The organism is Achromobacter ruhlandii (assembly GCF_002082135.1).
Classification (GTDB): Bacteria; Pseudomonadota; Gammaproteobacteria; order Burkholderiales; family Burkholderiaceae_B; genus Achromobacter; species Achromobacter ruhlandii.
On record NZ_CP017433.1, the window covers coordinates 5,496,804 to 5,521,135 of the forward strand.

A 24,332-nucleotide genomic window follows, 5' to 3' on the forward strand; every position below is an offset into this window, starting at 1 on the left:
TAGCATGACCCAACAAGACGACATCACCCAGCGCGTGCTGACGGACGACGAAATCCAAGCGCTTTGGGATGAAGCATGCAAGGACAGCCCCCAGGCCCCCGGCTGGAATCGTCACATCCGCTTTGCCCGTGCCCTGCTGTCCAAGCTGCGCGCCCCTGTAGCCGATGAGCGGGCGGCGTTTGAGGCGTGGGCACCCGGCCGACGCCTGGGATCTGGTGCAGGACACCTTCGAACGCCTGCTGCGCCAGACCTACCTGGAACCACGCGGCTGGAACCGCGGCTATCTGGCCGCCATCGCCCGCCGCCTGCTGATCGACCGCCACCGGCGCCGTGAGCTGGAGGCCGCTTACCTGGCCGCGTTGGCGCAACAGCCCGAGCCACTCTCGCCGTCGCCCGAAATGCTGGCCCAGGTGTCGCAGCAACTGCTGGCCGTGTGCGCGGCGCTGGACCGCATGCCGTGGCGCATGCGCGAGGTGTTCCTGCTGGCGCGCCTCCAGGGCCTGCCCTACGAAGCGATCGCGGACCGCCTGCAAATCACGGTCAACATGGTGCAGAAAGACATGGTCCAGGGTTGGCAACGCCTTTATCACGCGCTCGATGTCTAAACGCCCATCCGACGTAGTCGCGCAGGCCGCGGGCTGGCTGGTGCGCCTGGAACAGGACGGCAGCGCCGCCACGCGGCAGGCCTGGCAGCGCTGGTACGAAGCTTCGCCCGCGCACGCCAAGGTCTGGCGGCGCTTCGAACTATTGCAGGATGCCGTGCCCGCAAGCGGCGATGCCGCTGCCGCAGCGCTCGGTGCCATCGACTTTCACCACACGCGCCGGCGCACGCTCAAGTTGCTGGCGGCCGGCGCCGGCATTGCAGTGGGCGGCCCGCTGCTCTATCGCCAGGCCCGGGAGGCGGGCTGGCTCGCGGCCTACCGCAGCGCCACCGGCGAACAGCGCAGCCTGACGCTGAACGACGCGGTGACGCTGATGATGAATACCGGCACTGCGCTGGACCTGAGGCAGGACGGAAGCCGCCTGGACATCGAACTGCACGACGGCGAGATCATGCTGGATACCCGCGCCGCGGACTCGGCGCTGCGCGTGCTGACGCGCGGCGGCTGTATCGTGCCGGCGCGCGCTCACCTGGTGGTGCGCACGCAAGGCCAATTGACCCGCGTGGCGCTCGATGCGGGGCAGGCCGTTCTCACCACCCGAGGCGATCTCGGCCTGACCCTGCACGCTGGCGACGTGCGCCGCTTCTCGGCGCACCGCATCGAGCACGAAACAGGCTGGGCCGGGCGCGAGTTCGCCTGGGTGCACGGCATGTTGATCGCTGAGGATATGCCGCTGGAGGCGTTTGCCGAAGAATTGGCGCGCTATCGGCCGGGCCTGATCCAGTGCGACGAGCGCGTGGCCGCCCTGCGCGTGAACGGCAGTTTTCGCCTCAAGGACACGGATCAGGTTCTGCAGGCGCTGGCCATCACGCTGGGCCTGCGGGTGCGATACCGCACGCGCTACTGGGTTCGCGTGGAACCGGCATGATGAGAAACAAAATGTAAGTATTAGGCAGATCCCCGGCGTCCGCTCGTTAGGACAAGTTGAAACCCGCTGCGCGGGTCCCAACCGAAGAACCCATACCGATGTCCCAACGATTCCCTCCCGAGGGCGGCCGAATCCGCCGCCTCAAGCCAGCCACGCTTTGCCTGCTTCTATGCGCCGTCGCGCTCGCCGCGACGCCGCCCGCGCGGGCAGCGGAAAACGCCACCGTGGATATCACGCTGCCGGCGTTGTCCTTGCAGGACGCGCTCCTGCGGCTGGGCCAAGCCGCTCGCACCACAATCATCAGCGCCCCGCCGCTCACGGCAGGCAAGCAGGCGCCTGCCATGCACCTGCAGGGATCGGTGACGGACGCGCTGCGGCAGTTGCTGCGAGGCAGCGATCTGCGCGCGGTGCCCAACGCCAATGGCGAGGGATACCGCATCGAACGCGCGCCCGAACCCATGGGCGCAGGCCCGGCCCTGCTGCCCAGCGTGACGGTGACCGGCCAGGGCATGGGCGACATCGGCCCGCTGGCGCTCGACAGCAGTGTGGGCACCAAGACCGGCACGCCGCTCATCGAGACCGCGCAATCCGTGTCCGTGGTCAACCGCGAACTGATGGACCTGATAGGAGCGAAGAACACTGCCGAAGCCCTGCGCTACAGCGCCGGCGTGTCGGTCGGCTCGTATGGCGTGGACAGCCGCGTCGACGAGATTTCCGTGCGCGGCTTCCGCACGGGCAGCTTCGCCAACAACCTCTACCTGGACGGCCTGCGTCCGCCGGGCAGCAGCAGCGGCGCCACCGCCTCGGCCACCCAGTTCGACGGCTTCGGCCTGGAGCGGGTCGAAATACTGCGCGGCCCCTCGTCGGTGCTGTACGGCCAGATCGCGCCCGGGGGGCTCGTCAACGCGGTGAGCAAGCGGCCCACCGATTACGCGCGCGGCGAGATCGGGGTCGGCACCGACAACTACGGTCTGGCGCGCCTGAACGCCGACGTCAGCGGGCCGGTGGACGAATCCGGCAAATGGCTGTACCGCGTGGTGGGCACCGCCTACCACTCCGACACCCAGGTCGACTACGTCAAGCTGAACCGCGTGATGCTGGCACCCAGCCTGACTTGGCGGCCGTCAGCCCGCACCTCGGTGACCCTGCTGGCCAACTATCAGCAGGACCGCGGCCGCAGCACCTACCAGTTCCTGCCTTCCCACGGCACCTATTATGCGACGGACCATGGCCGCTTCGGTTCTGGCCGCTTCCTGGGCGAACCTGGCTTCAACCGCTACGATCGCACGCAATACGCCATCGGCTATGAATTCAGCCATGCCCTGACCGACCAGGTGAAGGTCAGCCAGAAACTTCGCTACATGCGAGTGGATACCGACAACGCAGGCGTCTCGCGCCAGGGCGACCTGCAGGCCGACGGCCGCACGCTGCGGCGCACGGCGTCCAGCAACCAGATCCGTTCGGAAGGCTTCACGGTCGACAACAACGCCCAAGTCGATTTCGGCCTGGGCCAGACCGAACACACCCTGCTCACGGGCCTGGACTATCGCACCCAGACCATCCGCGTGGCGCAGGCGTCAGGCAGGGCTTCATCGCTCGACGTCTTCGACCCGGTCTACGGCAGCCCCGTCGTCATGGGCGCCATGACGCCCACCCGGCGCAGCGACAGCGAGCAGACCGGCATCTACGCGCAGGACCAGATCCGCTGGGGCCAGTGGGCCGCCACGCTGGGCGTGCGCCACGACTGGTCGCGGGACAACTCGCTGGTGCGCGCCACCGGCGCCAAGACGCATTACGACGACGAAGCCACCACATGGCGCGCCGGCGCGGTCTACCTGTTCGAGAACGGCCTGGCGCCCTACGCCAGCTATGCCACCTCGTTCGAACCGGTAAACGGGGTCGGCTACGAGGATCGGCCCTTCAAACCCACCGAAGGCAAACAGGCCGAGATCGGCATCAAGTACCAGCCGCCGGGTTCGCGCAGCATGATCACGTTCTCCGCGTATGAGATCAAGCAGCAGAACATCACCACGCCAGACCCGGACCCCACACATCTGTGCAACGGCAGCCAGTGCCAGGTCCAGACCGGCGAAGGCCGCGTCCGCGGCCTGGAGCTGGAAGGAAACTTCGCGCTGACCGACCACATCACGGTCGTCGCCTCGGCGACGCTGATGCGCAGCGAAGTCACCAAGAGCAATGGCACGGAGCAGGGCAACGAACTGCCGCGCGTGCCGCGCCACAGCTACAACCTGTGGGCGGACTATCGCCTGCCCCAGGAGATCGCCCCGGGCCTGAGCCTGGGCGCGGGCCTGCGCCATATCGGCAGCAGCTACGGCGACACCGCCAACGCGTACCGCAGCCCGTCGGTGAATCTGATCGACGCCGCCATCCGCTACGATCTGGGCGCGCTCTCTCCCAGCCTGAAGGGCCTGAAATTCTCCCTCAACGCCAGCAACCTGACCGACAAGGAATATCTGGCAAGCTGCTCGGGCAGCGCCAGTTGCTACTACGGTGCGCGGCGCAATATCTCGGCGAACCTGAACTACACCTGGTAGGCCTTCCATGAAAAACAAGATCCCGCGTCCGATTTCCGCCGCCGTGCTGGCGTGCATCCTGGCCACGGCGGCGCAAGCGCAAGCGCCCGCGGCGGCGCCCGACGCCCCGCCGCGCCCCGGCATGCAGTTGCTGGGAGAAACCGTGGCCGACCACCCCTCGGCGGTGTACCGGTACGAAACGCACAATCTGGATTCGGACGACGGCAAGCGCCACTACCGCATTCAGATCGCCATCCCCAGAAAGGCGCCCGACAGTGGGGGCAGCCCGGTGCTCTACATGCTGGACGGCAACGCCGCCCTGGCCACGCTGACTCCAGCCGATCTGGACACGCTGGGACGGGGCCGCACGCCGGTGCTGGTGGCGCTGGGCTACGACGTCGATACCCGCAACGACGTCGTATCGCGGGCCTATGACTACACGCCGCCGGTATTCGTGAATGGCAAGCCCGTGCCCGACCCCGTGGTGCGCGGCCGCGTCGGCGGCGGCGCGGACGTTTTCCTGGAGTTCATCCGCGCCAAAGTGAAACCGCTGGTGCGCGAACGCGCCGCCATCGACCCGCAACGCGAATACCTGTGGGGCCATTCGTACGGCGGGCTCTTCACGCTGCACGTGCTCTTCACGCAGCCGCAGGCCTTCGCCCGCTACATCGTCGGCGACCCTTCGGCCTGGTGGCACGACGGCGCGTTGGTCGAGGAATGGAGGCGGTTTGACGCCCGCAAGGCTGCTGGCAAGCGGGTGGCCATCCTGGTCGGCACCAAGCCGCGCGATCCCAACCGTCCCCTGCCCGGCGGTGCGGTGCCCACGGCGGGCGAGGATCCGCGCGCCGCCGTGCGCGAAATGGCCCAGGGCCTGAGGTTCGCGGGCGCCGACGCCAGCTATGAAGCCTTCCCGCAGTTCGGCCATGGCGAGATGATCCGGGCATCGCTGGAACGCGCGCTGGAGGTCGCGATGCAGCCGTGAAGCCTGGAGTTCCGGCGGATGCGCTTACACTGCACGGTCGTGGCCGCGTCCCGGCCGCTGCGAACACACTGCCAGCCTTGACCACTCCGACCGCCCCCCCGCCCTTCATCGTCCTGGACGCCTGCGTCCTCATGTCCGGCATCCTGCGCCGCCTGCTGCTGCGCCTGGCCGAGGCCGGCGTGTTCCAGCCCGTCTGGACCGAACGCATCGGCGAGGAATGGCGCCGCAACGCCTGCCGCATCTGGGACATCCCGCCCGAGGTGATGGCCGAGTTCTGGGCCGAGATGAACGCCCGCTTTCCGCGGGCCGCCGAGCACGACACCCAGGTCTACGAAGCCGCGCTGCGTTACAGCGACCCCAAGGACTTCCACGTCATCGCCGCCGGCCTGGCGCGCCGCGCGCGCTGCGGCCTGGCGCAAACGCCCGTGGTGCAGGTGCTGACCTGGAACCTGAAGGATTTCAATCGCTCGGAGCTGCGCCGGCAGGGTCTGGACGTGTACAACCCGGACCGCATGCTGGCGCAATGGTGGCAGGACGGCGCAGACCGCATGCGCGAGGCCATCGCGCAGATTCCGGCGGACTACGTGGCGCTGGGGCGCGAGCCCGAACCGCTGGCCGCGACCTTGCATCGCGAGCGGCTGTACCGGCTGAAGAACCAGGTGGGACGCGACCCGGAACTGGGCCGCGCCTGACTCAATGATCGTGGTTGCTGGCCGCGAAACCGGCCGCGTTCAGGATGTCGATCACTTCCTGGATATGCTCCGGGCCGCGCGTCTGCAGCACGAAATCCACTTCCACGTTGCGCACCGGCAATGAGGTGAACGCGCGCTGGTGATGCACCTCAGTGATATTGGCCTGGGCGTCGGCGATCAGCTTGGTGGCGTGGGCCAGCGCGCCCGGCAAGTCGCGCAGGTCGACGCGGATGCGGGCCAGGCGGCCGGCGCGCACCATGCCGCGCTCGATCAACTCGCCCAGCATCAAGGGGTCGATGTTGCCGCCGGTCAGCACCAGGCCGATGCGCTTGCCCTTGAATTGCTCGCTGCCGGCCTCCTGCGCGCGCAGCAGCGCCGCCAGGCCGGCAGCGCCCGCGCCTTCCACCACGGTCTTCTCGATTTCCAGCAGCACCACAATGGCGTGCTCGATGTCGGCCTCGCTGACCAGCTCGATGTGATCGACCAGTTGGCTGACGATCGGCTGCGTCAAGCCACCCGGCGACTTGACCGCGATGCCTTCGGCGATGGTGTATTGGCCATTGGGCATCGACACCCCCTTGACCGCGGCGTACATGGCGGGAAACCGTTCGGTCTGCACCCCGATGATCTCGATGCCCGGCTTGAGCGCCTTGGCCGCGGTGGCAATGCCCGAAATCAGCCCGCCACCGCCGATGGCGATCACCAGCGTGTCCAGTTGCGGCTGGTCTTCCAGCATCTCCAGCGCCACAGTGCCCTGGCCCGAGATCACGGCCTCGTCGTCGTAGGGATGGATCATGATCAGCCCGCGCTGCTTGGCCAGCTCGTAGCCATGCGCCTTGGCGTCGTCGAAGGTATCTCCGGCCAGCACCACCTCGGCGCCGAAGCGGCGCGTGTTGGCGACCTTCACCGTGGGCGTGAAGCGCGGCATCACGATCACGGCGGGCACGCCCATGCGCTGCGCATGGTAGGCCACGCCCTGCGCGTGGTTGCCGGCCGACACGGCGATCACGCCCGCGCGGCGTTCCTCGTCCGACAGCGTCAGCATGCGGTTGAGCGCGCCACGTTCCTTGAAGCTGGCGGTGAACTGCAGGTTCTCGAATTTCAGCCAGATCTCGGCGCCGAAGATGTCGGACAGCGTGCGCGACAGGGTGAACGGGGTCTTGAGCACCTGGCCGCGCAGGTTCTCGCGGGCGGTCTGGATGGAAGCGATATCGATCACGGTGGAAAAATCCTGTTAGCGCACCGGCAGGAAATTGAACAGCAAAAGCCCTTGCGCATAGTTGATGCCGATGCGCCGCGAGTTCTCGCCAAGCAGGTTGGCGATCAGGTCGAGCCGGCCGATGATGGCGCCGAACTCGCGCTCGAAACTGAGGTTGGTGGCCTGCGGCGACATCTCGTTGGCCAGCAGCAGCGGTTCGCCCTGGTTGTTGCGGCGCGACGCCAGCAGCCAGGCCGCCGCCTCGACGTTCCGTGCGGCATTGTAGACCCGCTGCCCGTCCAGCGCGTCGGTGGCGTACAGGCGGGTCTTGCCGTTGTGGGCGGCAATGATGGTGTCGGCCAGGCCGTAGATGAAGGCCCCGACCCGGTCGCCGCTGTAGTTGGGATCGAGCGACACCGCCAGGATCTGGATGTCATGCAGGCCGGCCAGGTCGGCGGGCGGGATGCGCACCTCGATCGCATGCTTGACCCGCGCCACCGCTGTGGCGTGATCCGGCGCGCCGGTCTTGCGCCATTCACGCGGATTGCGCCGGTAGAGCTTGTCCAGCAGGCTATAGAGGCTGGCGAGGTTGTCGCGCACTTCCAGGGTGACGGTACGGTTGAAATCGGTCTGCACCAGTTGGTCGGCCGACATGCCCTCGCCCTTGGGCGAGCCCTGGCCCGGTCCCGGAGCGGACATGCATCCCGCCAGCAGCGTCCCCGCCAGCACGGCCGCCGCCGCGGCGAATCCTCGCCCTCGCGTCATGCTCGATCCATCCGAATCCCCCCTGTTGGCGCCTTGCCGGCTTGCGCCGCGCCGGCGCTCGTGTCACGCGCAAGACTTTACCGTAAGCCGCGCGAAGATGGGAGATACCGGGGATTCAAAGACGAAAGGAGATGAATCAGCGCCGCGCCCGGGAAAAAAAACGGCGCCTCGCGGCGCCGTTTGCTCCAGCAGGAAAGGCAGGCCTTATTCGGCTTGCGGTTCCGCTTGCGGGGCGGCTTCGGCGGCGGGCTGCTGCTGCTCGATGCCACCGATGGCCTTGATGGACAGGCGCAGGCGGCCCTTGTCGTCGGCCTCGATGACCTTGACGCGGACTTGCTGGCCGACCTTCAGCACATCGTTGATGTTGGCGATGCGGTAGTTGGCGATTTCCGAGATGTGCAGCAGGCCGTCGCGGCCCGGCAGCACTTGCACGATGGCGCCGAAGTCCAGCAGGCGCAGCACCGAGCCCTCGTAGACCTGGCCCACTTCGACGTCGGCGGTCAGCTCGACGATGCGGCGCTGGGCTTCCTTGGCCTGCGCTTCGTCGACGCTGGCGATCACGATCGTGCCGTCGTCGGAGATGTCGATCTGGGTGCCGGTTTCCTCGGTCAGCGCGCGGATGGTGGCGCCGCCCTTGCCGATCACGTCACGGATCTTCTCGGGGTTGATCTTGATGGTCAGCATGCGCGGGGCGAAAGCCGACAGCTCGCCGCGCGAACCGTCCAGCGCTTCCTTCATCTTGCCCAGGATGTGCAGGCGGCCTTCGCGGGCTTGCGCCAGCGCCACTTGCATGATTTCCTTGGTGATGCCCTGGATCTTGATGTCCATCTGCAGCGCGGTGACGCCGTTTTCGGTGCCCGCGACCTTGAAGTCCATGTCGCCCAGGTGATCTTCGTCACCCAGGATGTCGGTCAGCACGGCGAACTTGCCGCCGTCCAGGATCAGGCCCATGGCCACGCCGGCCACGTGATCCTTGACCGGCACGCCGGCGTCCATCATGGCCAGCGAGCCGCCGCAGACCGAAGCCATCGACGACGAGCCGTTGGACTCGGTGATTTCCGACACGATGCGGATGGTGTACTGGAAGTCTTCCGGGGCCGGCAGCAGCGGGATCAGCGCGCGCTTGGCCAGGCGGCCGTGGCCGATTTCGCGGCGCTTGGGCACGCCGATGCGACCGGTTTCGCCGGTGGCGAACGGAGGCATGTTGTAGTGCAGCATGAAGCGATCGCGGTACTCGCCCATGAGCGCGTCGATGATCTGCTCGTCCTGCTTGGTGCCCAGCGTGGCCACGACCAGCGCCTGGGTTTCACCACGGGTGAACAGGGCGCTGCCGTGCGCGCGCGGCAGCACGCCCAGGCGCACGCTGATGGGACGCACGGTGCGGGTGTCGCGACCGTCGATACGCGGTTCGCCATTCAGGATCTGACCACGGACGATGGCCGATTCCAGCGAGAACAGGATATTGTCGACGGTGACGGCGTCCGGCGCCGGCTCGCCCTTCTCGGCGGCGGCGGCGTTCAGCTTGGCCGACACGTCGGCGTAGACTTCACGCAGCTTGGTGGTGCGGGCCTGCTTTTCGCGGATCTGGTAGGCGGCGTTCAGGCCTTCCTGGGCGGCCGACGTGACGGCGGCGATCAGGGCCTCGTCCTTGGCGGGCGGCTGCCAGTCCCAATCGGGCTTGCCGGCGTCCTTGACCAGTTCGTGGATGGCGTTGATGACGGCCTGCATCTGCTCGTGGCCGTAGACCACGCCGCCCAGCATGATTTCCTCGGACAGCTGGTCAGCTTCCGATTCCACCATCAGCACGGCGTTTTCGGTGCCGGCGACCACCAGGTCCAGCTTCGAGGACTTCAGCTGCGACGCGGTCGGGTTGATGGCGTACTGGCCATCGATGTAGCCCACGCGGGCGGCGCCGATCGGGCCATTGAAGGGGATGCCGGAGATGGCCAGCGCGGCCGAGGCGCCGATCATCGCGGGGATGTCGGGGTCGATTTCAGGATTGACCGACAGCGTGTGGATGACCACCTGGACTTCGTTGTAGAAGTCTTCGGGGAACAGCGGACGCAGGGGACGGTCGATCAGGCGCGAGGTCAGCGTTTCCTTCTCGGACGGCTTGCCTTCGCGCTTGAAGAAACCACCGGGGATGCGGCCGGCGGCGTAGGTCTTTTCGATGTAGTCGACGGTCAGCGGGAAGAACGTCTGGCCCGGCTTGGCCTTCTTGGAGGCCACGACAGTGGCCAGGACGACGGTGTCCTCGATCGACACCACCACGGCGCCGGAGGCCTGGCGAGCAATTTCGCCGGTTTCCAGGACGACCGTGTGCTGGCCGTACTGGAACGATTTAGTCACTTTATTGAACATGACGATTATTCCTTACAAATGAAAAACCGTGGCCGTCGCGACATGCGTCGCACCGACCACGGTTGCGTCATGGGGAGCCAGCCCCGTCGATCACTTGCGCAGACCGAGTTTTTCGATCAGTGCGCGGTACGAATCGGGATTGCGGCCCTTGAGATAGTCGAGCAGCTTGCGGCGACGGCTGACCATACGCAGCAGACCGCGGCGCGAGTGATGGTCCTTCATGTGTTCTTTGAAGTGACCGGTCAGTTCGTTGATACGGGCGGTGAGCAGAGCCACCTGGACTTCGGGGGAGCCGGTATCGCCTTGAGCGCGTTGGAACTGCGCAACGATATCGGATTTCTTGATGTCAGCTACAGACATTGATGACCTCTTCGGACATGCGACAGGGCCGAGGCGCCCTGACGTGGTTTGGAAAAAAATCGCGGCCGGCGATAAGCGTTATTGCGTTCTCACTGCTGCTCAGGCGCTACCCTGGAAATGCCGCAAGACAAGGCTTGGCGCCCCGTTTGCCGCATGTCCAGCCCAGCCCCGTTGCCGGCGCAAAGCATCTTGCAAAATCAATACACTTGATAAAGCCTGACGATTATAGCCGATTCGCTAGAATTACCCCAGTGACGCCACCGGCCCGCCGCCGGGCATCGCGCCGCCGCCCTCGCGGGAAGCAACAGGAGCCAAAATATGTCAAATTATTACAGAATTGCCCGCACCACCCTGGCCGCCGCGGCCCTGGCCGGCCTGGCCGCCTGTGCCAATCTTGCCCAGGTCGCCCCCGGCACCCCGCTGGCCGACGTCCAGGCCCAGTTCGGCCGCCCCAACTTCGAATGCCCGCAAGCCAACGGCGGCCGCCGCGTGATCTGGACGCAGCAACCCATGGGCCAGTATGCCTGGGGCGCCAACGTCGGCGCAGACGGCCGCGTCGACCGCGTCATGCCGCTACTGACCGACGCCCACTTCAAGGTGCTGGAACAGGGCCAATGGGGCCCCGACCGGGTGCGCTGCGAATTCGGGCCGCCCGCCCGCATCGAGGAAGCCGGCCTGGGCGAAAAGCGCGAAGTCGTGTGGTCGTATCGCTACAAGGAAAACGGCGTCTGGAATTCGCTGATGTACGTCTACATGGGCCGCGACGGCAATTCGCTGACCCACTTCCACCCCGGTCCGGACCCGATGTACGACGATGACCGCTTCATGTGGCGCTGAATCCACCACGAAAAAACCCGCCTTCATCAGGCGGGTTTTTTTGTTTGGCGGGCGTCGCGCTCAGGACGACTGGCCGCGTCGCTCCTGCTGCAACCGGCGGGCGCGGTTCCAGCGCCAGGCCCAGATGACCCAGCCCGAAAAGCCGTACAGCACGAACAGGCCGAACAGCACCACCGGGGGATCGCTGGAAACGAACACGAACACCGCCACCACCAGCAGGATGCCCCAGAACGGCACGCTGCGGCCCAGGGCGAAACTCTTGCCGCTGAAGAACGGCGCGTTGGACACCATGGTGATGCCGGCGTACATGGTCAGCGTGAACGCGACCCAGGCCATCACGCTGTCGTGGATCGGCAGCTTGTTGTCGACGGCCAGCCACACGAAACCGGCCACCAATGCGGCGGCCGCCGGGCTCGGCAGCCCCTGGAAATAGCGCTTGTCGACCACCGCGATATTGGTATTGAAGCGCGCCAGGCGCAGCGCGGCCCCGGCCACGTAGACGAACGCCGCCAGCCAGCCCCAGCGGCCCAGGTCGTTCAGGATCCATTCGTACATCACCAGCGCTGGCGCCACGCCGAACGAGGTCATGTCGGACAGCGAATCGTATTGCTCGCCGAAGGCCGATTGGGTGTTGGTCAGGCGGGCCACCCGGCCGTCCATGCCGTCCAGCACCATGGCCACGAAAATGGCGATGGCGGCGACCTCGAAGCGGTTGTTCATGGCCTGCACCACGGCATAGAACCCCGCGAACAACGCCGCGGTGGTGAATGCGTTGGGCAGCAGGTAGATGCTTCGGTGGCGGTTCTCGGAATCGCGCATGGAAAAATTGGGCATGGTCTCAATTACTTACGACAGACATTGAAAGGTTAACTCATCTGGCCCCACAACGGGCCGCAGCAAGGGCCATGCCCGCCGCAATCCGGCCCCGCCGGCGCGCAAAGCCCGCCCGCGCCCCGGCGGCGCGCCCGCCTTCGCGCACTTTCCGCGCAAATAAAAACGGCATGCCCTCGCCAGGCATGCCGCTTTCGGCCGGCGCGCGCGGGGCGCAAACCCCGCGCGGACCCGGAATCGAAACCCGGAATCAGTTCTTGGACTTGTCCACCAGCTTGTTGGCGGCGATCCAGGGCATCATGGCGCGCAGCTTGCCGCCCACCACTTCGATCTGCGATTCCGCGTTGATGCGGCGGCGCGAGGTCAGCGTCGGGGCGCCGGCGGCGTTTTCCAGGATGAACTTCTTGGCGTATTCGCCGGTCTGGATGTCCGTCAGGCACTGGCGCATGGCCTTGCGGGTTTCGTCGGTGACGATCTTCGGGCCGGTCTCGTACTCGCCGAATTCGGCGTTGTTCGAGATCGAGTAGTTCATGTTGGCGATGCCGCCTTCGTAGATCAGGTCGACGATCAGCTTCAGTTCGTGCAGGCACTCGAAGTACGCCATTTCGGGCGCGTAGCCAGCTTCCACCAGCGTGTCGAAACCGGCCTTGATCAGTTCGACGGTGCCGCCGCACAGCACGGCCTGTTCGCCGAACAGGTCGGTTTCGGTTTCTTCACGGAAGTTGGTTTCGATGATGCCGGCACGGCCGCCGCCGTTGGCGCTGGCGTACGACAGGGCCACGTCGCGCGCGGCGCCCGACTTGTCCTGGTACACGGCCACCAGGTGGGGCACGCCGCCACCCTGCTTGTAGGTGTTGCGCACCGTGTGGCCGGGGGCCTTCGGGGCGATCATGATGACGTCGATGTCTTCACGCGGCACGACCTGGCCGTAGTGGACGTTGAAGCCATGGGCGAAGGCCAGGGCGGCGCCCGCCTTGATGTTGGCGTGCACTTCCTTGTTGTAGACCGAAGCGATGTTCTCGTCGGGCAGCAGCATCATGACGATGTCGGCCGACTTGACGGCTTCCGCCACTTCCTTGACCTGCAGGCCGGCGTTGGCGGCCTTGTCCCACGAAGCGCCGCCCTTGCGCAGGCCGACGATGACCTTCACGCCCGAGTCATTCAGGTTCTGGGCGTGGGCGTGGCCTTGCGAGCCGTAGCCGATGATGGCAACGGTCTTGCCTTTGATGAGGGAGAGATCGCAGTCTTTGTCGTAGAAAACTTTCATGGGGTGCTCCAGATATCTTGGATATTCGTTGGTTCGTATGTAGGGTGCGGCTTGGCCTGGAAGGCCGGTCAAAGCTTCAGAATCCGTTCACCGCGGCCGATGCCGGACACGCCGGTGCGCACGGTTTCCAGGATGGCACTGCGGTCCAGGGCTTCCAGGAAGGCCTGTACTTTTTCCTGCACCCCGGTCAATTCGATGGTGTAGGACTTGTCGGTCACATCGATGATGCGCCCGCGGAAGATATCCGCCATGCGCTTCATTTCCTCGCGTTCCTTGCCGACCGCGCGCACCTTCACGAGCATCAGCTCGCGCTCGATGTGCGCGCCTTCGGTCAGGTCCACGACCTTGACCACGTCCACCAGGCGGTTCAGGTGCTTGGTGATCTGCTCGATGACCTCGTCCGAGCCGGTCGTGACGATGGTCATGCGCGACAGCGTGGCGTCCTCGGTGGGCGCCACGGTCAGGGTCTCGATGTTGTAGCCCCGCGCCGAGAACAGGCCGACCACGCGCGACAGCGCGCCGGGCTCGTTCTCGAGGAGGACGGAAATCACGTGCTTCATGGTGGCCTCCTTACAGGTCTTCAGAGCCGAGCAGCATTTCGGTCAGCCCGCGGCCGGCCTTGACCATCGGCCACACGTTTTCGGTGCGGTCGGTGATGAAGTCCAGGAAGACCAGGCGCTCCTTGTGCTTCTTGAACGCTTCGCGCAGCGCCGGCTCGACGTCGGCCGGGCGCTCGATGCGCAGGCCCACGTGGCCGTAGGCCTCGGCCACCTTGACGAAGTCGGGCAGCGAATCCATGTACGACTCGGAATAGCGCGAGCCATAGTCGATCTGCTGCCACTGCCGCACCATGCCCAGGAAGCGGTTGTTCAGGCAGACGATCTTGGGCGTCAGGCGGTACTGGGCGCAGGTCGACAGTTCCTGGATGTTCATCTGGATCGAGGCCTCGCCGGTGATCACGGCGATGTCATGACCCGGATTGGCCATCTGCACGCCCATGGCGTACGGCAGGCCCACCCCCATGGTGCCGAGGCCGCCGGAGTTGATCCAGCGGCGCGGCTTGTCGAACTTGTAGTACTGCGCGGCCCACATCTGGTGCTGGCCCACGTCGGAGGTGACGAAGGCGTCGCCGCCGGTCACTTCCCAGAGCTTTTCCACCACGTACTGCGGCTTGATGACCTCGTCCGAATTGGCGAACTTCAGGCATTCCTTGCCGCGCCAGGTCTCGACCTGCTCCCACCACTTGGCGATGGAAGCCGGCTTGTGCTCGGCCGAGGCGGCCTCGTACTGCGCGCTCAGGTCGGCCAGCACATCCTTGACGTTGCCGACGATCGGGACGTCCACGCGCACGCGCTTGGAGATCGACGACGGGTCGATATCGATATGGATAATCTTGCGGGCGTTCTGGGCGAAGTGCTTGGGATTGCCGATCACGCGGTCGTCGAAACGGGCGCCGATGGCCAGCAGCACGTCGCAGTGCTGCATCGCCATGTTGGCCTCGTAAGTGCCGTGCATGCCGGGCATGCCCACGAACTGGCCGCTGCTGGCCGGGAAGCCGCCCAGGCCCATCAGGGTGCTGGTGCAGGGCGCGCCCAGTTGCGACACGAGCTTGTTCAGCTCGGGCGCGGCGTTCGACAGGATGACCCCGCCGCCGGTGTAGATCATCGGCCGCTCGGCGGCCAGCAGCATCTGCACGGCTTTCTTGATCTGCCCCTGGTGGCCCTTGTTGACGGGCGCGTAGGAACGCATCGAGATCTCGCCCTTGGGCGGGGTGTACTTGCACTGCGCGACGGTGATGTCCTTGGGGATGTCCACCAGCACCGGACCGGGACGGCCGGTGCGCGCGATGTAGAACGCGCGGCGCATGGTTTCGGCCAGGTCCTTGACGTCACGCACCAGGAAGTTGTGCTTGACGCAGGGACGGGTGATGCCGACGGTGTCGCATTCCTGGAAGGCGTCCTCGCCAATGGCCGCAGTGGGCACCTGCCCGCTGATGATGACCATGGGGATGGAGTCCATGTAGGCGGTGGCGATGCCGGTGACGGCATTGGTCACGCCCGGACCGCTGGTCACGATGCAGACGCCGACCTTTTGCGACGAGCGCGAATAGGCATCGGCCGCGTGCACGGCGGCTTGCTCGTGACGAACCAGGATATGCTGGAATTTGTCCTGCTTGAAAATCGCGTCGTAGATGTAGAGCACCGCGCCGCCAGGGTAGCCGAAAACGTGTTCCACGCCTTCATCGGCCAGGCAGCGCACGACGATATCGGCGCCATTCATTTCCATGTTGTCATTCCTTTCAAAACCGGCCCTGCAACCCTGACTGCTGCGCGCCCGGATACGGCGGCAACGGAACCCATGCCGGCTACGGCAACATGATCCGGCGCTTAGCGGCTCACGGAGCCACGCCACCCGGACACCCTGCCGACCCGACATACGTTCGACAGAACGCAGTGCAAACGCCCCTGGGGGACGCTGGAGGTCGAAATGGAAGCCTTGGCAACACACGCTTGTGGCGCGGCCAACGGCAAATAGGTCTGCTGCAGGATGGCTGGGAGGTGACCCTGACCATCCGCCTCATCGCGCCGGTTTCGGATAGGCAGACCGGCGCAAGTGGAGCAATTTACCGCGTTGCGTCAAACGTAGCAAATCGAGGTTTCGCGGACGTTGCACGGAAGTCGCGCCGCGCCATGCGGGAAAGTCTGGTAACCATCTGGCCCCTAAAACGCGACCGGCCTCTCTATACTTGACGCGTCACCCGGATTCGAGTCCCGCCGCCCATGGATCTGCGCATTGCCAGCATTCGCCGCTTTCTCTACAGCCACTACTTCTTCGGCGGGGTGCGGCAGGGCGTCGGCATGCTGCTGCCGGTTCTGGTGCTGGGCGGCTTGTTCGGTCACTACACCACCGGCCTGGTGGCCACCTTCGGGGCGCAATGCCTGGCCATCATCGACCAGCCCGGCGGGCCGCAGCGGCACCGCACCAACGAGATGCTGGGTGGCGCCGCGCTGGGCACGCTGACCGTCATCATCACCGGCCTGGCCTCGACCAACCCGGTGCTGATCTGGCTGGTGGTCATCGCGCAGTGCTTCGTCTATTCGATGTTCACGGTGTTCGGCAAGCGCGGCGGCCTGATCGGCTTTGCCGGCCTGCTGCTGATGACGTTGACCATGCATTCGCCGCTGGAACCGCACGAGGTGCTGGCGCACGCCGCCGCGACGCTGGGCGGCGCGTTGTTCTACGTGGCATTCAGTCTGGGATTTTCACGCTTGTTCTGGCTGCGCGAGGAACAACAGGCGATGTCGGTGGCGCTGTTCGCCACGGCCGACTACGTCGCCGCGCGCGCCGCCTTCTACGATGAGACCGCCGACCTGGACGAGGCCTACCGCAACCTGATCCAGCGGCAGTCGGTCATGACCGAAAAGCACCAGGCCGCGCGCGACATGGTGCTGCGCGCCCTGCCCCGTGGCAAGGGCCTGGGCGACCGCCAGCGCGTGATGATCTGGAACATGTTCGTCGACATGTTGCAGCTGCTGGACACGCTGGTGGCCACCCACACCGACTACGCCGCGCTGCGGCGCGCGCTGGCCGGCAACGATTGCCTGATGTTCATGCGCGACGCGCTGGTGAAGATGTCGCTGGAGCTGAACCGCATCGCGCTGGACGTGTCGCGCGGCCGCAAGGTGCAATACCGCAGCAGCGCCAAGGCCGAACTGCGCGCCATCGAATACGAGATCGAGCAGCTCAAGCAACAGGGCCTGGGCGAACGCGAGCCCGAGATGCTGGCGCTGATCGTGCAGGTGCTGCGGCGGCTGCGCAACTCGGCCCGCATCGTCGACCGGCTGGCCGACCACACCGCCGCCTCGCCGCACGCCAAGCCCACCGACGTGCTGCGCATCAACAAATCGCTGACGCGCTTCATCTCGCGCCAGGAATTCCGGGTCGGCCTGCTGACCAGCAACCTGCGCCTGGACTCGCCGCACTTTCGCTACGCCCTGCGCGTGACGGCGGCGGCCGCCATCGCCATGACGCTGGCCAGCCGCTGGCTGTCGCCGGCGTTCTCGGCGCACAACTACTGGATCATGCTGACCATCGTCATCATCATGAAGCCGGGCTTCGCGCTGACCCGCCAGCGCAATGGCTGGCGCCTGATGGGCACGCTGATCGGCTGCATCTGCGCGCTGCTGCTGTTCAACGTCACCGACAAGCCCGCCATCCTGTTCGCGGTGCTGCTGGGCGCCTGCATCATGGGCAACAGCATGGTGCAGCTGAACTACATGGCCAGCGCCATCTTCAATACCCTGTTCGTGGTGCTGGTGTTCCACTTCGTCTCGCCCGGCACGGTGTCGATGGCGGTGATCGGCGAACGCGCCATCGACACGCTGATCGGCTGCGCGCTGGCGCTGGTGTGCAGCTACATCCTGCCCTGGTGGGAGGCGCGCTACCTCAAGCCGCTGGCGGCGGCCGCCACCCGCGCCAACCGCGAGTACCTGATGGCCGGCATGCGCTACGTGGAAGCGATGCAGGCGCATGGCGCCCCGGTGGGCGCGGCCGCCGACGCCACCCCGGCGGTCACCGACGCCGATCTGGCCTGGCGCCTGGCGCGCAAGAACGTGCACATCGCCTTCAGCAATTTCGCCGAGGCCTTCTACCGCATGATGAGCGAGCCCAAGTCGCACCAGGTCAGCGTGCCCGAACTGAACAACCTGCTGATCCAGAACCACGTGCTGGCCTCGCAGATCACCGCCGCCATTCCCATCCTGGCCGCGCTGCCGGCTACGCCCGAGGCGGTGCAGCGGGCGCTGGCCGGCATGGTCGACCTGCTCGACGAGAACCGCGCGCAGCCCCCCGCCGACCTGCCGACCCAGTTCGACACCGAAGGCGAGCAGGCGGCGCTGGTCTATCCCGTCAAGCAAATGATCAAGGCCGCGCACATGATCCGCCAGGAACTGCTGGCGCTGGCCGATCCGCAGCACGCGCCGCCGGTCGCGGCGCCGGCCTGAATCGAGCCGCCGCGCTTCGCCCGGGCGCAAAAAAAGCCGGCCCTTTCGAGGCCGGCCTGGCGTGGCACCCGCGTCCCGTTCAGAGCTTGCGGCGGAACACCAGCTTGTCCTCGGTCGAGGCCGAGGCGTCATACTTGTAGCCTTCCAGGTCGAAGCCGTGCAGGCCCTCGGGCTTGGACACCTTGTGCAGGATGGCGTAGCGCGCCATCAGGCCGCGCGCGCGCTTGGCGTGAAAGCTGATGATCTTCCAGGCGCCGTTCTTCCAGTCCTGGAACACGCACTGCACCACGCGCGCCTTGAGCGTCTTCAGGTCGACCGACTTGAAATACTCTTCGGAAGCCAGGTTGACGATGACCGGCGCCTTCTGCCCGGCCTGGCGCTCGTTCAGGTACTCGGCGATGCCGCTGCCCCAATACTCGTACAGGTTCTTGCCCTTGGGCGTTTCCAGGCGCGTGCCCATTTCCAGGCGGTACGGCTGCATCAGGTCGAGCGGCCGCAGCACGCCGTACAGGCCGCTGAGGATGGCCACGTGTTCCTGAGCCCAGTCCAGTTGCTTGGCCGACAGGGTCGAAGCCTCCAGGCCCTCGTAGACGTCGCCGTTGAAGGCCAGCACGGCCTGGCGCGAATTGGCCTGCGTGAAGGTGCGCTTCCAATGCGCATAGCGCTGCACATTGAGCTCGGACAATGCCGGGCTCAGGCTCATCAGTTCGGCGATGTCGTCCGCGGTCTTGGTCTTCAGGACCTTGATCAGGCCGGCGGCCTGGTCCACGAACAAAGGCTGGGTGTGCGTCTCGACGTGCACCGGCGAGTCGTAGTCCAGCTTCTTGGCGGGGGAAAGCAGAAACAGCATTCGGAGGTTCCTTTGATCAGCGCGCCGTCCAGCCGCCATCGACGGAGACGGTGGTGCCGGTGATTTGCGCGGCGGCATCGGAGGCCAGGAAGACGGCCGTGCCGCCCAGTTGTTCAGGCGTGACGAACTGCAGCGACGGCTGCTTTTCGCTGAGCAGTTCGCGCGCGGCGGTTTCCTGGTCGACGCCGTTCTTTTCGGCCAGCGCCGAGATCTGCTTTTCGACCAGCGGGGTGCGCACCCAGCCCGGGCAGATGGCGTTGGCGGTGATGCCCTGGCCGGCGGTTTCCAGCGCGGTCACCTTGGTGAAGCCCACCACGCCGTGCTTGGCGGCGACGTAGGCCGACTTGTTGGCCGAGGCCACCAGGCCGTGGGCCGAGGCGATGTTGATGATGCGGCCGAAGCCCTGCTTCTTCATGTGCGGCAGCGCGGCGGCGGTGCCATGGAACACGGCCGACAGGTTCAGCGCCAGGATGGCATCCCATTTTTCGGTGGGAAAGTCCTCGATCAGCGCGGTGTGCTGGATGCCGGCGTTGTTGACCAGGATGTCGATGCGGCCCATCTGGCGCACCGCGTTGTCGACCAGGCCGCGCACGGCTTCGCCCTTGGACAGGTCGGCGCCGTCATACAGCACCTTGACGCCATGCTGGGCCGCCAGGCCGGCTCGCACCTTTTCGATCTCGGCGGCGTCGCCGAAGCCGTTCAGGACGATATCGGCGCCCTGCGCGGCCAGCGCGGTGGCGATACCCAGGCCGATCCCGCTGGTGGAACCGGTGACGACTGCGACTTTTCCTTTGAGCATAGATGTTCTCCTGTGGCGGGGCGCGGAAGGCGGACGGCGGCCGGAACACACCGGCCGGCGCCGTGGGCGAAACACGGGCTGAAAAACAGTGTCAAGTGTAGCTGCCCGGCAAGGCGCCCATCATGCCATGCCCCCACGCGGCGCGGGGTCAAGGACGCGGCGACGGCGAATCCGGCGGCTCCGCCTGGCGCGGCGGCGGCGCGGAATCCGACCGGTCCTGCGCCGTCTCGGCGGGCGCCGGCGCCGGCAGGTCCGCCATGCCCCCCAGCCGCTCCGGCACGCGCTCGAGCAGCTTGATCAGAATCGGCACCACGCCCATCGACACCGCCACCACCACCGCCAGCACGTCGCGCTGATCCAGGTCCATCAGGCGGTTGACCATGTCGCCCACGTCGGTCACCAGCTTCAGGCACGACGGCCCCACCAGCACGCCGGCCAGCAGGTAGCCCGGGATCGCGCCCAGCCCCAGCCGCTGGGTCAGCGGCACGCACAGGACGGCGGCCAGCAACAGGATGAGGATCAGATTCATCGGCGCGAAGCGTGCGGTTCGAGACAGTCCGATTCTGCGCAAAGATTACCCATGGGGGAAGCCGGGGAAACCGTCTGAAGCGCCCAACAGCGAAAGGCTTTACACAAAAGTTTTTTTGCTGTAGAATTGCGGGCTTCGCTGCTCCGACAACGCAGATTCTTCCGACCAGGAATCTGATCGTGGGAAACCAGGAACCGCTGATGGGTTCGCCCTGACACCGGCCACTGGAATTTCACCGTTGCGGAATCCAGCCACGGAGAGGTGGCAGAGTGGTCGAATGTACCTGACTCGAAATCAGGCGTACGGTATCCCCGTACCGTGGGTTCGAATCCCACCCTCTCCGCCAGTATTTCAAGCACTTACGTGCTTTGCAGAGGCCCCGAAAGGGGCCTTTTGCTTTTGGGCTGGTGGGGGAAATTTTGCCCGGCTTTTGTGCCAGCTGTATATTCATACAGCTATGTCCTACTTCACCGCCCCTATCCACCCTGGCGGCTGCTGGGTCTGCACGCACTTCCACGGCGAGACGACCGACGAGGGGCGCCGCCCGGTCTGCCGCTACGAACCGCACTTCCCGATCGCCCCATCCTTCCCGGATGAGGGGTGCAGTCACTGGATGCGCGAGCCTGGAGCAGATGACGAAATCAAGTTGTCCAGTGACCGCGAGTACGTGGCTACTGCCGTATTCCCGCTCAAGCGCTAGTCGTCAGCCCCTGGCCAATCGCAAAGCCTTTCACCAAGCTCATTGTGAGCCAGCACCTTATCCGCCGTGCGCTGAGTCAGAAAGTCACCCTCGGCGATGTAGATCGGGCTGGACACCACGCAAAATTCATTGCCCACCGGTTCCCGGCTTGCGCATCCACTTGCGACGAAGCTCAGCCATAGAACCACCATCGGGCATACGATCGATCTTAGCTTGAACATCACGGGCTTCCTTGGCGGACTCTACCGCCTGCTTGTTGATCTGGTTCTGCACTTCCTGGCGGCCGTCTGACTTGCCTTTGAGGCGCACGCCAAAATAGGCCAGGACAATGGCAACACCTCCGGCCAGATACGGCCAGAATTCGCCTAATAGCATTTGGATCATGGCGTCTTATCCCCAATAGAGATTGCCTTATCGACCGGTTCGCCAAGGTATAGAGCGCGCTCAGCAGCACGACGGCGCCGCAGCCCCTTGACGGACTTCCCTCCGGCCTTGTCCCAGCGCGGGAATTGGTCGGCAGCTAGTTGAATGTCGCCCGCATTGAACAGGCGCACCAAGGTGGAATTAGCGAAGGCAACAGCGCCGATGTTGTAGGCCAAGCAGACCATCGCATCGAACTGGTACTGCGTAGCTGCGCGGGTCAAGCACTGACATACGGATGGCTCAAAGTCCCTTGCCAACCGCTTTTGCAGACGTTCTTCCGCCTCGGCCTGCGTGATAACCATGCCCGGCTGGACGTTCTCCGTATCGCCGTACCCAATCGTCCAGATACCTACGATGTCCTGATACGCCTCCAGCCGGCCGCCCTCGTAGTGCTTAAGTATCTTCAGGCCGCTTTGGCTCACTGAGCTTGGGCTGGTGGATGACGCGGGCAACGATGCCGAGGGCGATGAGGGCGATTCCGAACCACTTGACGTACCCCGGCGGAATGGATTCGCGAATATCGACCGGAAGAATGCTCCAAAGTTGAATTGCTGCATCAGGGACCGCCGTCAGATAAGAGAAAAAGGCCAGCGCTAGCGTCTGGATCTGGACCGAAGTCATGCGCCAACAACGGCGCCAGTTGGGGATCAATCGCATCGTTGAAACCTACTCATCGTTGAGAGTTTTTGATACATCGGGTGCCCCCCCTTTTTTCACCATTTGCCGGATGAGACTCCATTCCCGATCTTTGCGATCCGCGTCCTTCTTGATAAGCAGGACGTCTGTTTGCACCGAATTGACAGAACTGATCACCTGGTCCAATTGGTTCACGCTCCGATTGCCAAACCAGATATAGCCACCACTCAATAGGGAGCCTGTGAAAAAGGCTGCTGCGCCCCATGCATACAAGCGGTCTACGCGACGCTCCAAAACCGAAACACGGCTTACCAGATCACCATAGGGCTGTTCCATATGCATTCCTTTGCCCGGGCCTATGCAAGCTGCTTCTGACGCGCCATCAGCTCAGCCAGATCCTTTACAACGTCCGGCTTTAGCAATTCTTGTTTGCGCGCTTCGGTAAGAAGTCCCTTGCTAACAAACAACGAAAGGCCCGCAATAACGTCAGGATGACGCAGATCGACCGCCTGGGCGCTTTGGAAGTCGTCGTAGACCAAACCCACTTCCATATCCGTCATCGCCGCCGCACGGATGGCCGCTTGCTCTTCTGCCGTTACGCGTGCTCGGAACTCGCGACAAGAGAAGACAAACACATCAATAGTGGGAATTTCATCGGACCATTGCGTCAAGCCCATACCCGGCTGCTCATCGTCTGACCACCCGGGGTTGACTCCCGTAGGATCGATATAAGGCATTGCTCAATCTCCAATAAAGTCAACATACGAGTTGGTGCTGAGAAAGGCTCCCGATGGGATGGAACCGGTGCCACGCATCATGACCTGCGCCGACGTGTTGGTCAGGACGGATATGTGGCCAGCAGTCAGGAAGCCGGCGCCGCCAAATGCGCTTGCCACCGAATCCGACGTACGATCGGACTCATCGGTGGCATATACAAATGCCGTTCCATAGGTGGCTTGGGTCGCTACGACTGCGGTCAGGTTAGCCAAGCATCGAACGCCGGTCGGGCAAGACACCACCACAGTGTTAGGAGCGCCCAGCCCGTTATTATTCAGGTTGATAATCGGGGCCGTGTTCCGGAATAGGTTCCCATCCTGGAGGAATGAACGGATCGTGCCTCCGGCCTGGTTGAAGATCGCTCCCACGCGTCGATAGGCAACATATCCGGACGGAATGTTTGCGGCGGTCGGGGAGGTATCGAACCCGACATCCACCGCGCCAGTCGTAGTGTTTCGAATAACGAAGACGTGATACCAGGTGGAAACTGCTGCGGCGCCGGAGAATAGCCCGTTGTTGCCGGACCCAGCTGCCCACGCTCCGCTAGTTTGGAGCGTTTTTGTCATCGCAGAGGTGAGCACCAAATTAGTGTCGTTCGCTGAACTACGCCACGCTCCAGCTGCCACAGTGGCTGTATTCGTGGTCGTGGTGATCACTCCACCTTGGCGGAACTTTGACGGAAGCATGAAAGTGCCGCCGCAAAATTGCCAGACCCCAGGCGTAACTTGGCAAAACACATATGTTTCGTTGGGATACGCGATTAGGTTCTTGCCGTTGGGCAGCACAAGGCTGGCTGAATTGGTAAGGGTGACAGTTCCGGTAAAACGAAGCGTGACCGTACGTCCAGGGGCTGAGCCATCAAGTGTGTTGATGGTCGTCGTACCGGTGACATCGAAAAGCGATCCTTCATTGGGAATCGTGATCAAGGATGCCGATGCGATATCACTTCCCTTGATCAGCTGTTCCCAACGTAGTGATTGCCCGGTACCCGTCGGCGCACCCAACTGGGTAATGGCATAGCCACCCATCTTGAGACTGCCCGTCATGGGGGTTTGGCCATCGGACGATACGGACTGCTGAATCGCGGCCTGAATGTCGTTCGCCAGCGTCTGCCAGTCGGCGGCCGTCGCCGCATTCCCGTTAACTGCCGGATTCCAAGAATTGTTCGGCAGGCTATAGCCGCCGGTTCCGTTGCGTGGCATTCACACACCTCTAAATGAAAAAAGCCACCCGGTTGAGGAGTGGCTATACTTTTGAC

Annotated in this window: 23 protein-coding genes, 1 tRNA gene and 1 pseudogene; 8 read left to right on the forward strand and 17 right to left on the reverse strand. The window is 64.8% G+C overall.

Annotation, left to right across the window (positions count from 1 at the left end; all coding sequences use genetic code 11):
* Positions 1–179: 179 nt before the first annotated feature.
* From AruCF_RS24950 to AruCF_RS24970, 5 genes are all read left to right on the forward strand, one after another.
* A complete protein-coding gene (locus tag AruCF_RS24950; protein WP_167385893.1) occupies positions 180–605 on the forward strand; it encodes an RNA polymerase sigma factor in 426 nt (141 codons plus the stop codon).
* Positions 598–1,530 carry a DUF4880 domain-containing protein gene (locus AruCF_RS24955; RefSeq protein ID WP_049071853.1) on the forward strand — a complete coding sequence of 311 codons (933 nt, stop codon included), beginning with the start codon at positions 598–600 and terminating at the stop codon, positions 1,528–1,530. Before AruCF_RS24950 ends, AruCF_RS24955 begins: the two co-directional genes overlap by 8 nt.
* Before the next feature lie 224 nt (positions 1,531–1,754).
* Entirely contained in the window at positions 1,755–4,085 is a 2,331-nt protein-coding gene (locus AruCF_RS24960) for a TonB-dependent siderophore receptor (RefSeq protein ID WP_167385894.1), read from the forward strand.
* Positions 4,086–4,092: 7 nt separating this feature from the next.
* Positions 4,093–5,046, forward strand: a complete 954-nt coding sequence (locus tag AruCF_RS24965) for an alpha/beta hydrolase (RefSeq protein WP_049071847.1) — start codon at positions 4,093–4,095, stop codon at positions 5,044–5,046.
* A gap of 68 nt (positions 5,047–5,114) precedes the next feature.
* On the forward strand, positions 5,115–5,738 hold the full coding sequence (locus tag AruCF_RS24970; RefSeq protein ID WP_372363309.1) for a PIN domain-containing protein: 624 nt from the start codon (positions 5,115–5,117) through the stop codon (positions 5,736–5,738).
* A gap of 1 nt (position 5,739) precedes the next feature.
* On the opposite strand, the gene AruCF_RS24975 is transcribed toward AruCF_RS24970, so the two are convergent.
* The 4 genes from AruCF_RS24975 to rpsO form a co-directional block, all read right to left on the reverse strand.
* Complete coding sequence (locus AruCF_RS24975; protein WP_049071842.1) at positions 5,740–6,957, reverse strand: threonine ammonia-lyase; 1,218 nt, start codon at positions 6,955–6,957, stop codon at positions 5,740–5,742.
* Between the two features lie 15 nt (positions 6,958–6,972).
* Positions 6,973–7,701 (reverse strand): hypothetical protein, encoded by a 729-nt coding sequence (locus AruCF_RS24980; protein ID WP_049071840.1) that lies wholly within the window; start codon positions 7,699–7,701, stop codon positions 6,973–6,975.
* A 204-nt stretch (positions 7,702–7,905) separates the two neighbouring features.
* Positions 7,906–10,062 carry a polyribonucleotide nucleotidyltransferase gene (gene pnp / locus AruCF_RS24985; protein WP_049071836.1) on the reverse strand — a complete coding sequence of 719 codons (2,157 nt, stop codon included), beginning with the start codon at positions 10,060–10,062 and terminating at the stop codon, positions 7,906–7,908.
* Between the two features lie 90 nt (positions 10,063–10,152).
* Entirely contained in the window at positions 10,153–10,422 is a 270-nt protein-coding gene (gene rpsO / locus AruCF_RS24990; protein WP_006223612.1) for a 30S ribosomal protein S15, read from the reverse strand.
* A 318-nt stretch (positions 10,423–10,740) separates the two neighbouring features.
* Between rpsO and AruCF_RS24995 the strand changes: the two genes are divergently transcribed.
* Complete coding sequence (locus AruCF_RS24995; protein WP_049071833.1) at positions 10,741–11,259, forward strand: hypothetical protein; 519 nt, start codon at positions 10,741–10,743, stop codon at positions 11,257–11,259.
* Positions 11,260–11,319: 60 nt separating this feature from the next.
* Here AruCF_RS24995 and pssA read toward each other — a convergent pair whose 3' ends face one another.
* The 4 genes from pssA to AruCF_RS25015 all read right to left on the reverse strand — a co-directional run bounded on the left by pssA (position 11,320) and on the right by AruCF_RS25015 (position 15,643).
* Positions 11,320–12,093, reverse strand: coding sequence for a CDP-diacylglycerol--serine O-phosphatidyltransferase (gene pssA / locus AruCF_RS25000; RefSeq protein WP_006389119.1), 774 nt, complete (start codon positions 12,091–12,093; stop codon positions 11,320–11,322).
* A 247-nt stretch (positions 12,094–12,340) separates the two neighbouring features.
* On the reverse strand, positions 12,341–13,357 hold the full coding sequence (ilvC, locus tag AruCF_RS25005; RefSeq protein ID WP_049071830.1) for a ketol-acid reductoisomerase: 1,017 nt from the start codon (positions 13,355–13,357) through the stop codon (positions 12,341–12,343).
* Between the two features lie 68 nt (positions 13,358–13,425).
* Positions 13,426–13,917: an acetolactate synthase small subunit gene (gene ilvN, locus AruCF_RS25010; protein WP_006389117.1), complete on the reverse strand. Its 492-nt coding sequence runs from the start codon at positions 13,915–13,917 to the stop codon at positions 13,426–13,428.
* Positions 13,918–13,927: 10 nt separating this feature from the next.
* The gene (locus AruCF_RS25015; protein WP_049071827.1) at positions 13,928–15,643 is read right to left on the reverse strand and encodes an acetolactate synthase 3 catalytic subunit; all 1,716 of its coding nucleotides are present in this window, start codon (positions 15,641–15,643) and stop codon (positions 13,928–13,930) included.
* Positions 15,644–16,137: 494 nt separating this feature from the next.
* On the opposite strand from AruCF_RS25015, the gene AruCF_RS25020 reads away from it, so the two are divergent.
* Complete coding sequence (locus AruCF_RS25020) at positions 16,138–18,360, forward strand: FUSC family protein (RefSeq protein ID WP_049071825.1); 2,223 nt, start codon at positions 16,138–16,140, stop codon at positions 18,358–18,360.
* 79 nt (positions 18,361–18,439) lie between these two features.
* On the opposite strand, the gene yaaA is transcribed toward AruCF_RS25020, so the two are convergent.
* The 3 genes and pseudogenes from yaaA to AruCF_RS30265 all read right to left on the reverse strand — a co-directional run.
* Complete coding sequence (yaaA, locus tag AruCF_RS25025) at positions 18,440–19,210, reverse strand: peroxide stress protein YaaA (protein ID WP_049071823.1); 771 nt, start codon at positions 19,208–19,210, stop codon at positions 18,440–18,442.
* A gap of 16 nt (positions 19,211–19,226) precedes the next feature.
* Positions 19,227–20,009 carry a 3-hydroxybutyrate dehydrogenase gene (locus tag AruCF_RS25030; protein ID WP_049071820.1) on the reverse strand — a complete coding sequence of 261 codons (783 nt, stop codon included), beginning with the start codon at positions 20,007–20,009 and terminating at the stop codon, positions 19,227–19,229.
* 382 nt (positions 20,010–20,391) lie between these two features.
* Positions 20,392–20,538: pseudogene (locus tag AruCF_RS30265) on the reverse strand (cation:proton antiporter domain-containing protein); the annotation flags it as partial.
* Positions 20,539–20,793: 255 nt separating this feature from the next.
* Here AruCF_RS30265 and AruCF_RS25040 point away from each other — a divergent pair.
* Positions 20,794–20,884, forward strand: a tRNA-Ser gene (locus AruCF_RS25040).
* Between the two features lie 480 nt (positions 20,885–21,364).
* On the opposite strand, the gene AruCF_RS25050 is transcribed toward AruCF_RS25040, so the two are convergent.
* From AruCF_RS25050 to AruCF_RS29330, 6 genes are read right to left on the reverse strand one after another with little or no spacing between them, the layout of a single operon-like run.
* A complete protein-coding gene (locus AruCF_RS25050; RefSeq protein WP_254431153.1) occupies positions 21,365–21,622 on the reverse strand; it encodes a hypothetical protein in 258 nt (85 codons plus the stop codon).
* A complete protein-coding gene (locus tag AruCF_RS25055; RefSeq protein ID WP_083036933.1) occupies positions 21,619–22,083 on the reverse strand; it encodes a lysozyme in 465 nt (154 codons plus the stop codon). Before AruCF_RS25055 ends, AruCF_RS25050 begins: the two co-directional genes overlap by 4 nt.
* On the reverse strand, positions 22,055–22,318 hold the full coding sequence (locus AruCF_RS29715; RefSeq protein ID WP_083036935.1) for a DUF7940 domain-containing protein: 264 nt from the start codon (positions 22,316–22,318) through the stop codon (positions 22,055–22,057). Before AruCF_RS29715 ends, AruCF_RS25055 begins: the two co-directional genes overlap by 29 nt.
* Before the next feature lie 9 nt (positions 22,319–22,327).
* Positions 22,328–22,633: a hypothetical protein gene (locus AruCF_RS29325; protein ID WP_157130052.1), complete on the reverse strand. Its 306-nt coding sequence runs from the start codon at positions 22,631–22,633 to the stop codon at positions 22,328–22,330.
* A gap of 20 nt (positions 22,634–22,653) precedes the next feature.
* Positions 22,654–23,034, reverse strand: coding sequence for a hypothetical protein (locus AruCF_RS25065; RefSeq protein WP_083036936.1), 381 nt, complete (start codon positions 23,032–23,034; stop codon positions 22,654–22,656).
* Between the two features lie 3 nt (positions 23,035–23,037).
* Positions 23,038–24,276, reverse strand: coding sequence for a hypothetical protein (locus AruCF_RS29330; RefSeq protein WP_157130053.1), 1,239 nt, complete (start codon positions 24,274–24,276; stop codon positions 23,038–23,040).
* Positions 24,277–24,332: the final 56 nt, after the last annotated feature.

Excerpts from the sequence above, each read along its gene's own strand:
- AruCF_RS29325 (WP_157130052.1), bottom strand. The coding sequence starts at position 22,633 with ATGGAACAGCCCTATGGTGATCTGGTAAGCCGTGTTTCGGTTTTGGAG.
- AruCF_RS24980 (WP_049071840.1), bottom strand. The coding sequence starts at position 7,701 with ATGACGCGAGGGCGAGGATTCGCCGCGGCGGCGGCCGTGCTGGCGGGG.
- AruCF_RS24995 (WP_049071833.1), top strand. The coding sequence starts at position 10,741 with ATGTCAAATTATTACAGAATTGCCCGCACCACCCTGGCCGCCGCGGCC.
- pnp (WP_049071836.1), bottom strand. The coding sequence starts at position 10,062 with ATGTTCAATAAAGTGACTAAATCGTTCCAGTACGGCCAGCACACGGTC.
- pssA (WP_006389119.1), bottom strand. The coding sequence starts at position 12,093 with ATGCCCAATTTTTCCATGCGCGATTCCGAGAACCGCCACCGAAGCATC.
- AruCF_RS29715 (WP_083036935.1), bottom strand. The coding sequence starts at position 22,318 with ATGCGATTGATCCCCAACTGGCGCCGTTGTTGGCGCATGACTTCGGTC.
- rpsO (WP_006223612.1), bottom strand. The coding sequence starts at position 10,422 with ATGTCTGTAGCTGACATCAAGAAATCCGATATCGTTGCGCAGTTCCAA.
- AruCF_RS25015 (WP_049071827.1), bottom strand. The coding sequence starts at position 15,643 with ATGGAAATGAATGGCGCCGATATCGTCGTGCGCTGCCTGGCCGATGAA.
- ilvN (WP_006389117.1), bottom strand. The coding sequence starts at position 13,917 with ATGAAGCACGTGATTTCCGTCCTCCTCGAGAACGAGCCCGGCGCGCTG.
- AruCF_RS24965 (WP_049071847.1), top strand. The coding sequence starts at position 4,093 with ATGAAAAACAAGATCCCGCGTCCGATTTCCGCCGCCGTGCTGGCGTGC.
- AruCF_RS25050 (WP_254431153.1), bottom strand. The coding sequence starts at position 21,622 with ATGATCCAAATGCTATTAGGCGAATTCTGGCCGTATCTGGCCGGAGGT.
- AruCF_RS24955 (WP_049071853.1), top strand. The coding sequence starts at position 598 with ATGTCTAAACGCCCATCCGACGTAGTCGCGCAGGCCGCGGGCTGGCTG.
- AruCF_RS29330 (WP_157130053.1), bottom strand. The coding sequence starts at position 24,276 with ATGCCACGCAACGGAACCGGCGGCTATAGCCTGCCGAACAATTCTTGG.
- AruCF_RS25020 (WP_049071825.1), top strand. The coding sequence starts at position 16,138 with ATGGATCTGCGCATTGCCAGCATTCGCCGCTTTCTCTACAGCCACTAC.
- yaaA (WP_049071823.1), bottom strand. The coding sequence starts at position 19,210 with ATGCTGTTTCTGCTTTCCCCCGCCAAGAAGCTGGACTACGACTCGCCG.
- ilvC (WP_049071830.1), bottom strand. The coding sequence starts at position 13,357 with ATGAAAGTTTTCTACGACAAAGACTGCGATCTCTCCCTCATCAAAGGC.
- AruCF_RS25030 (WP_049071820.1), bottom strand. The coding sequence starts at position 20,009 with ATGCTCAAAGGAAAAGTCGCAGTCGTCACCGGTTCCACCAGCGGGATC.
- AruCF_RS25065 (WP_083036936.1), bottom strand. The coding sequence starts at position 23,034 with ATGCCTTATATCGATCCTACGGGAGTCAACCCCGGGTGGTCAGACGAT.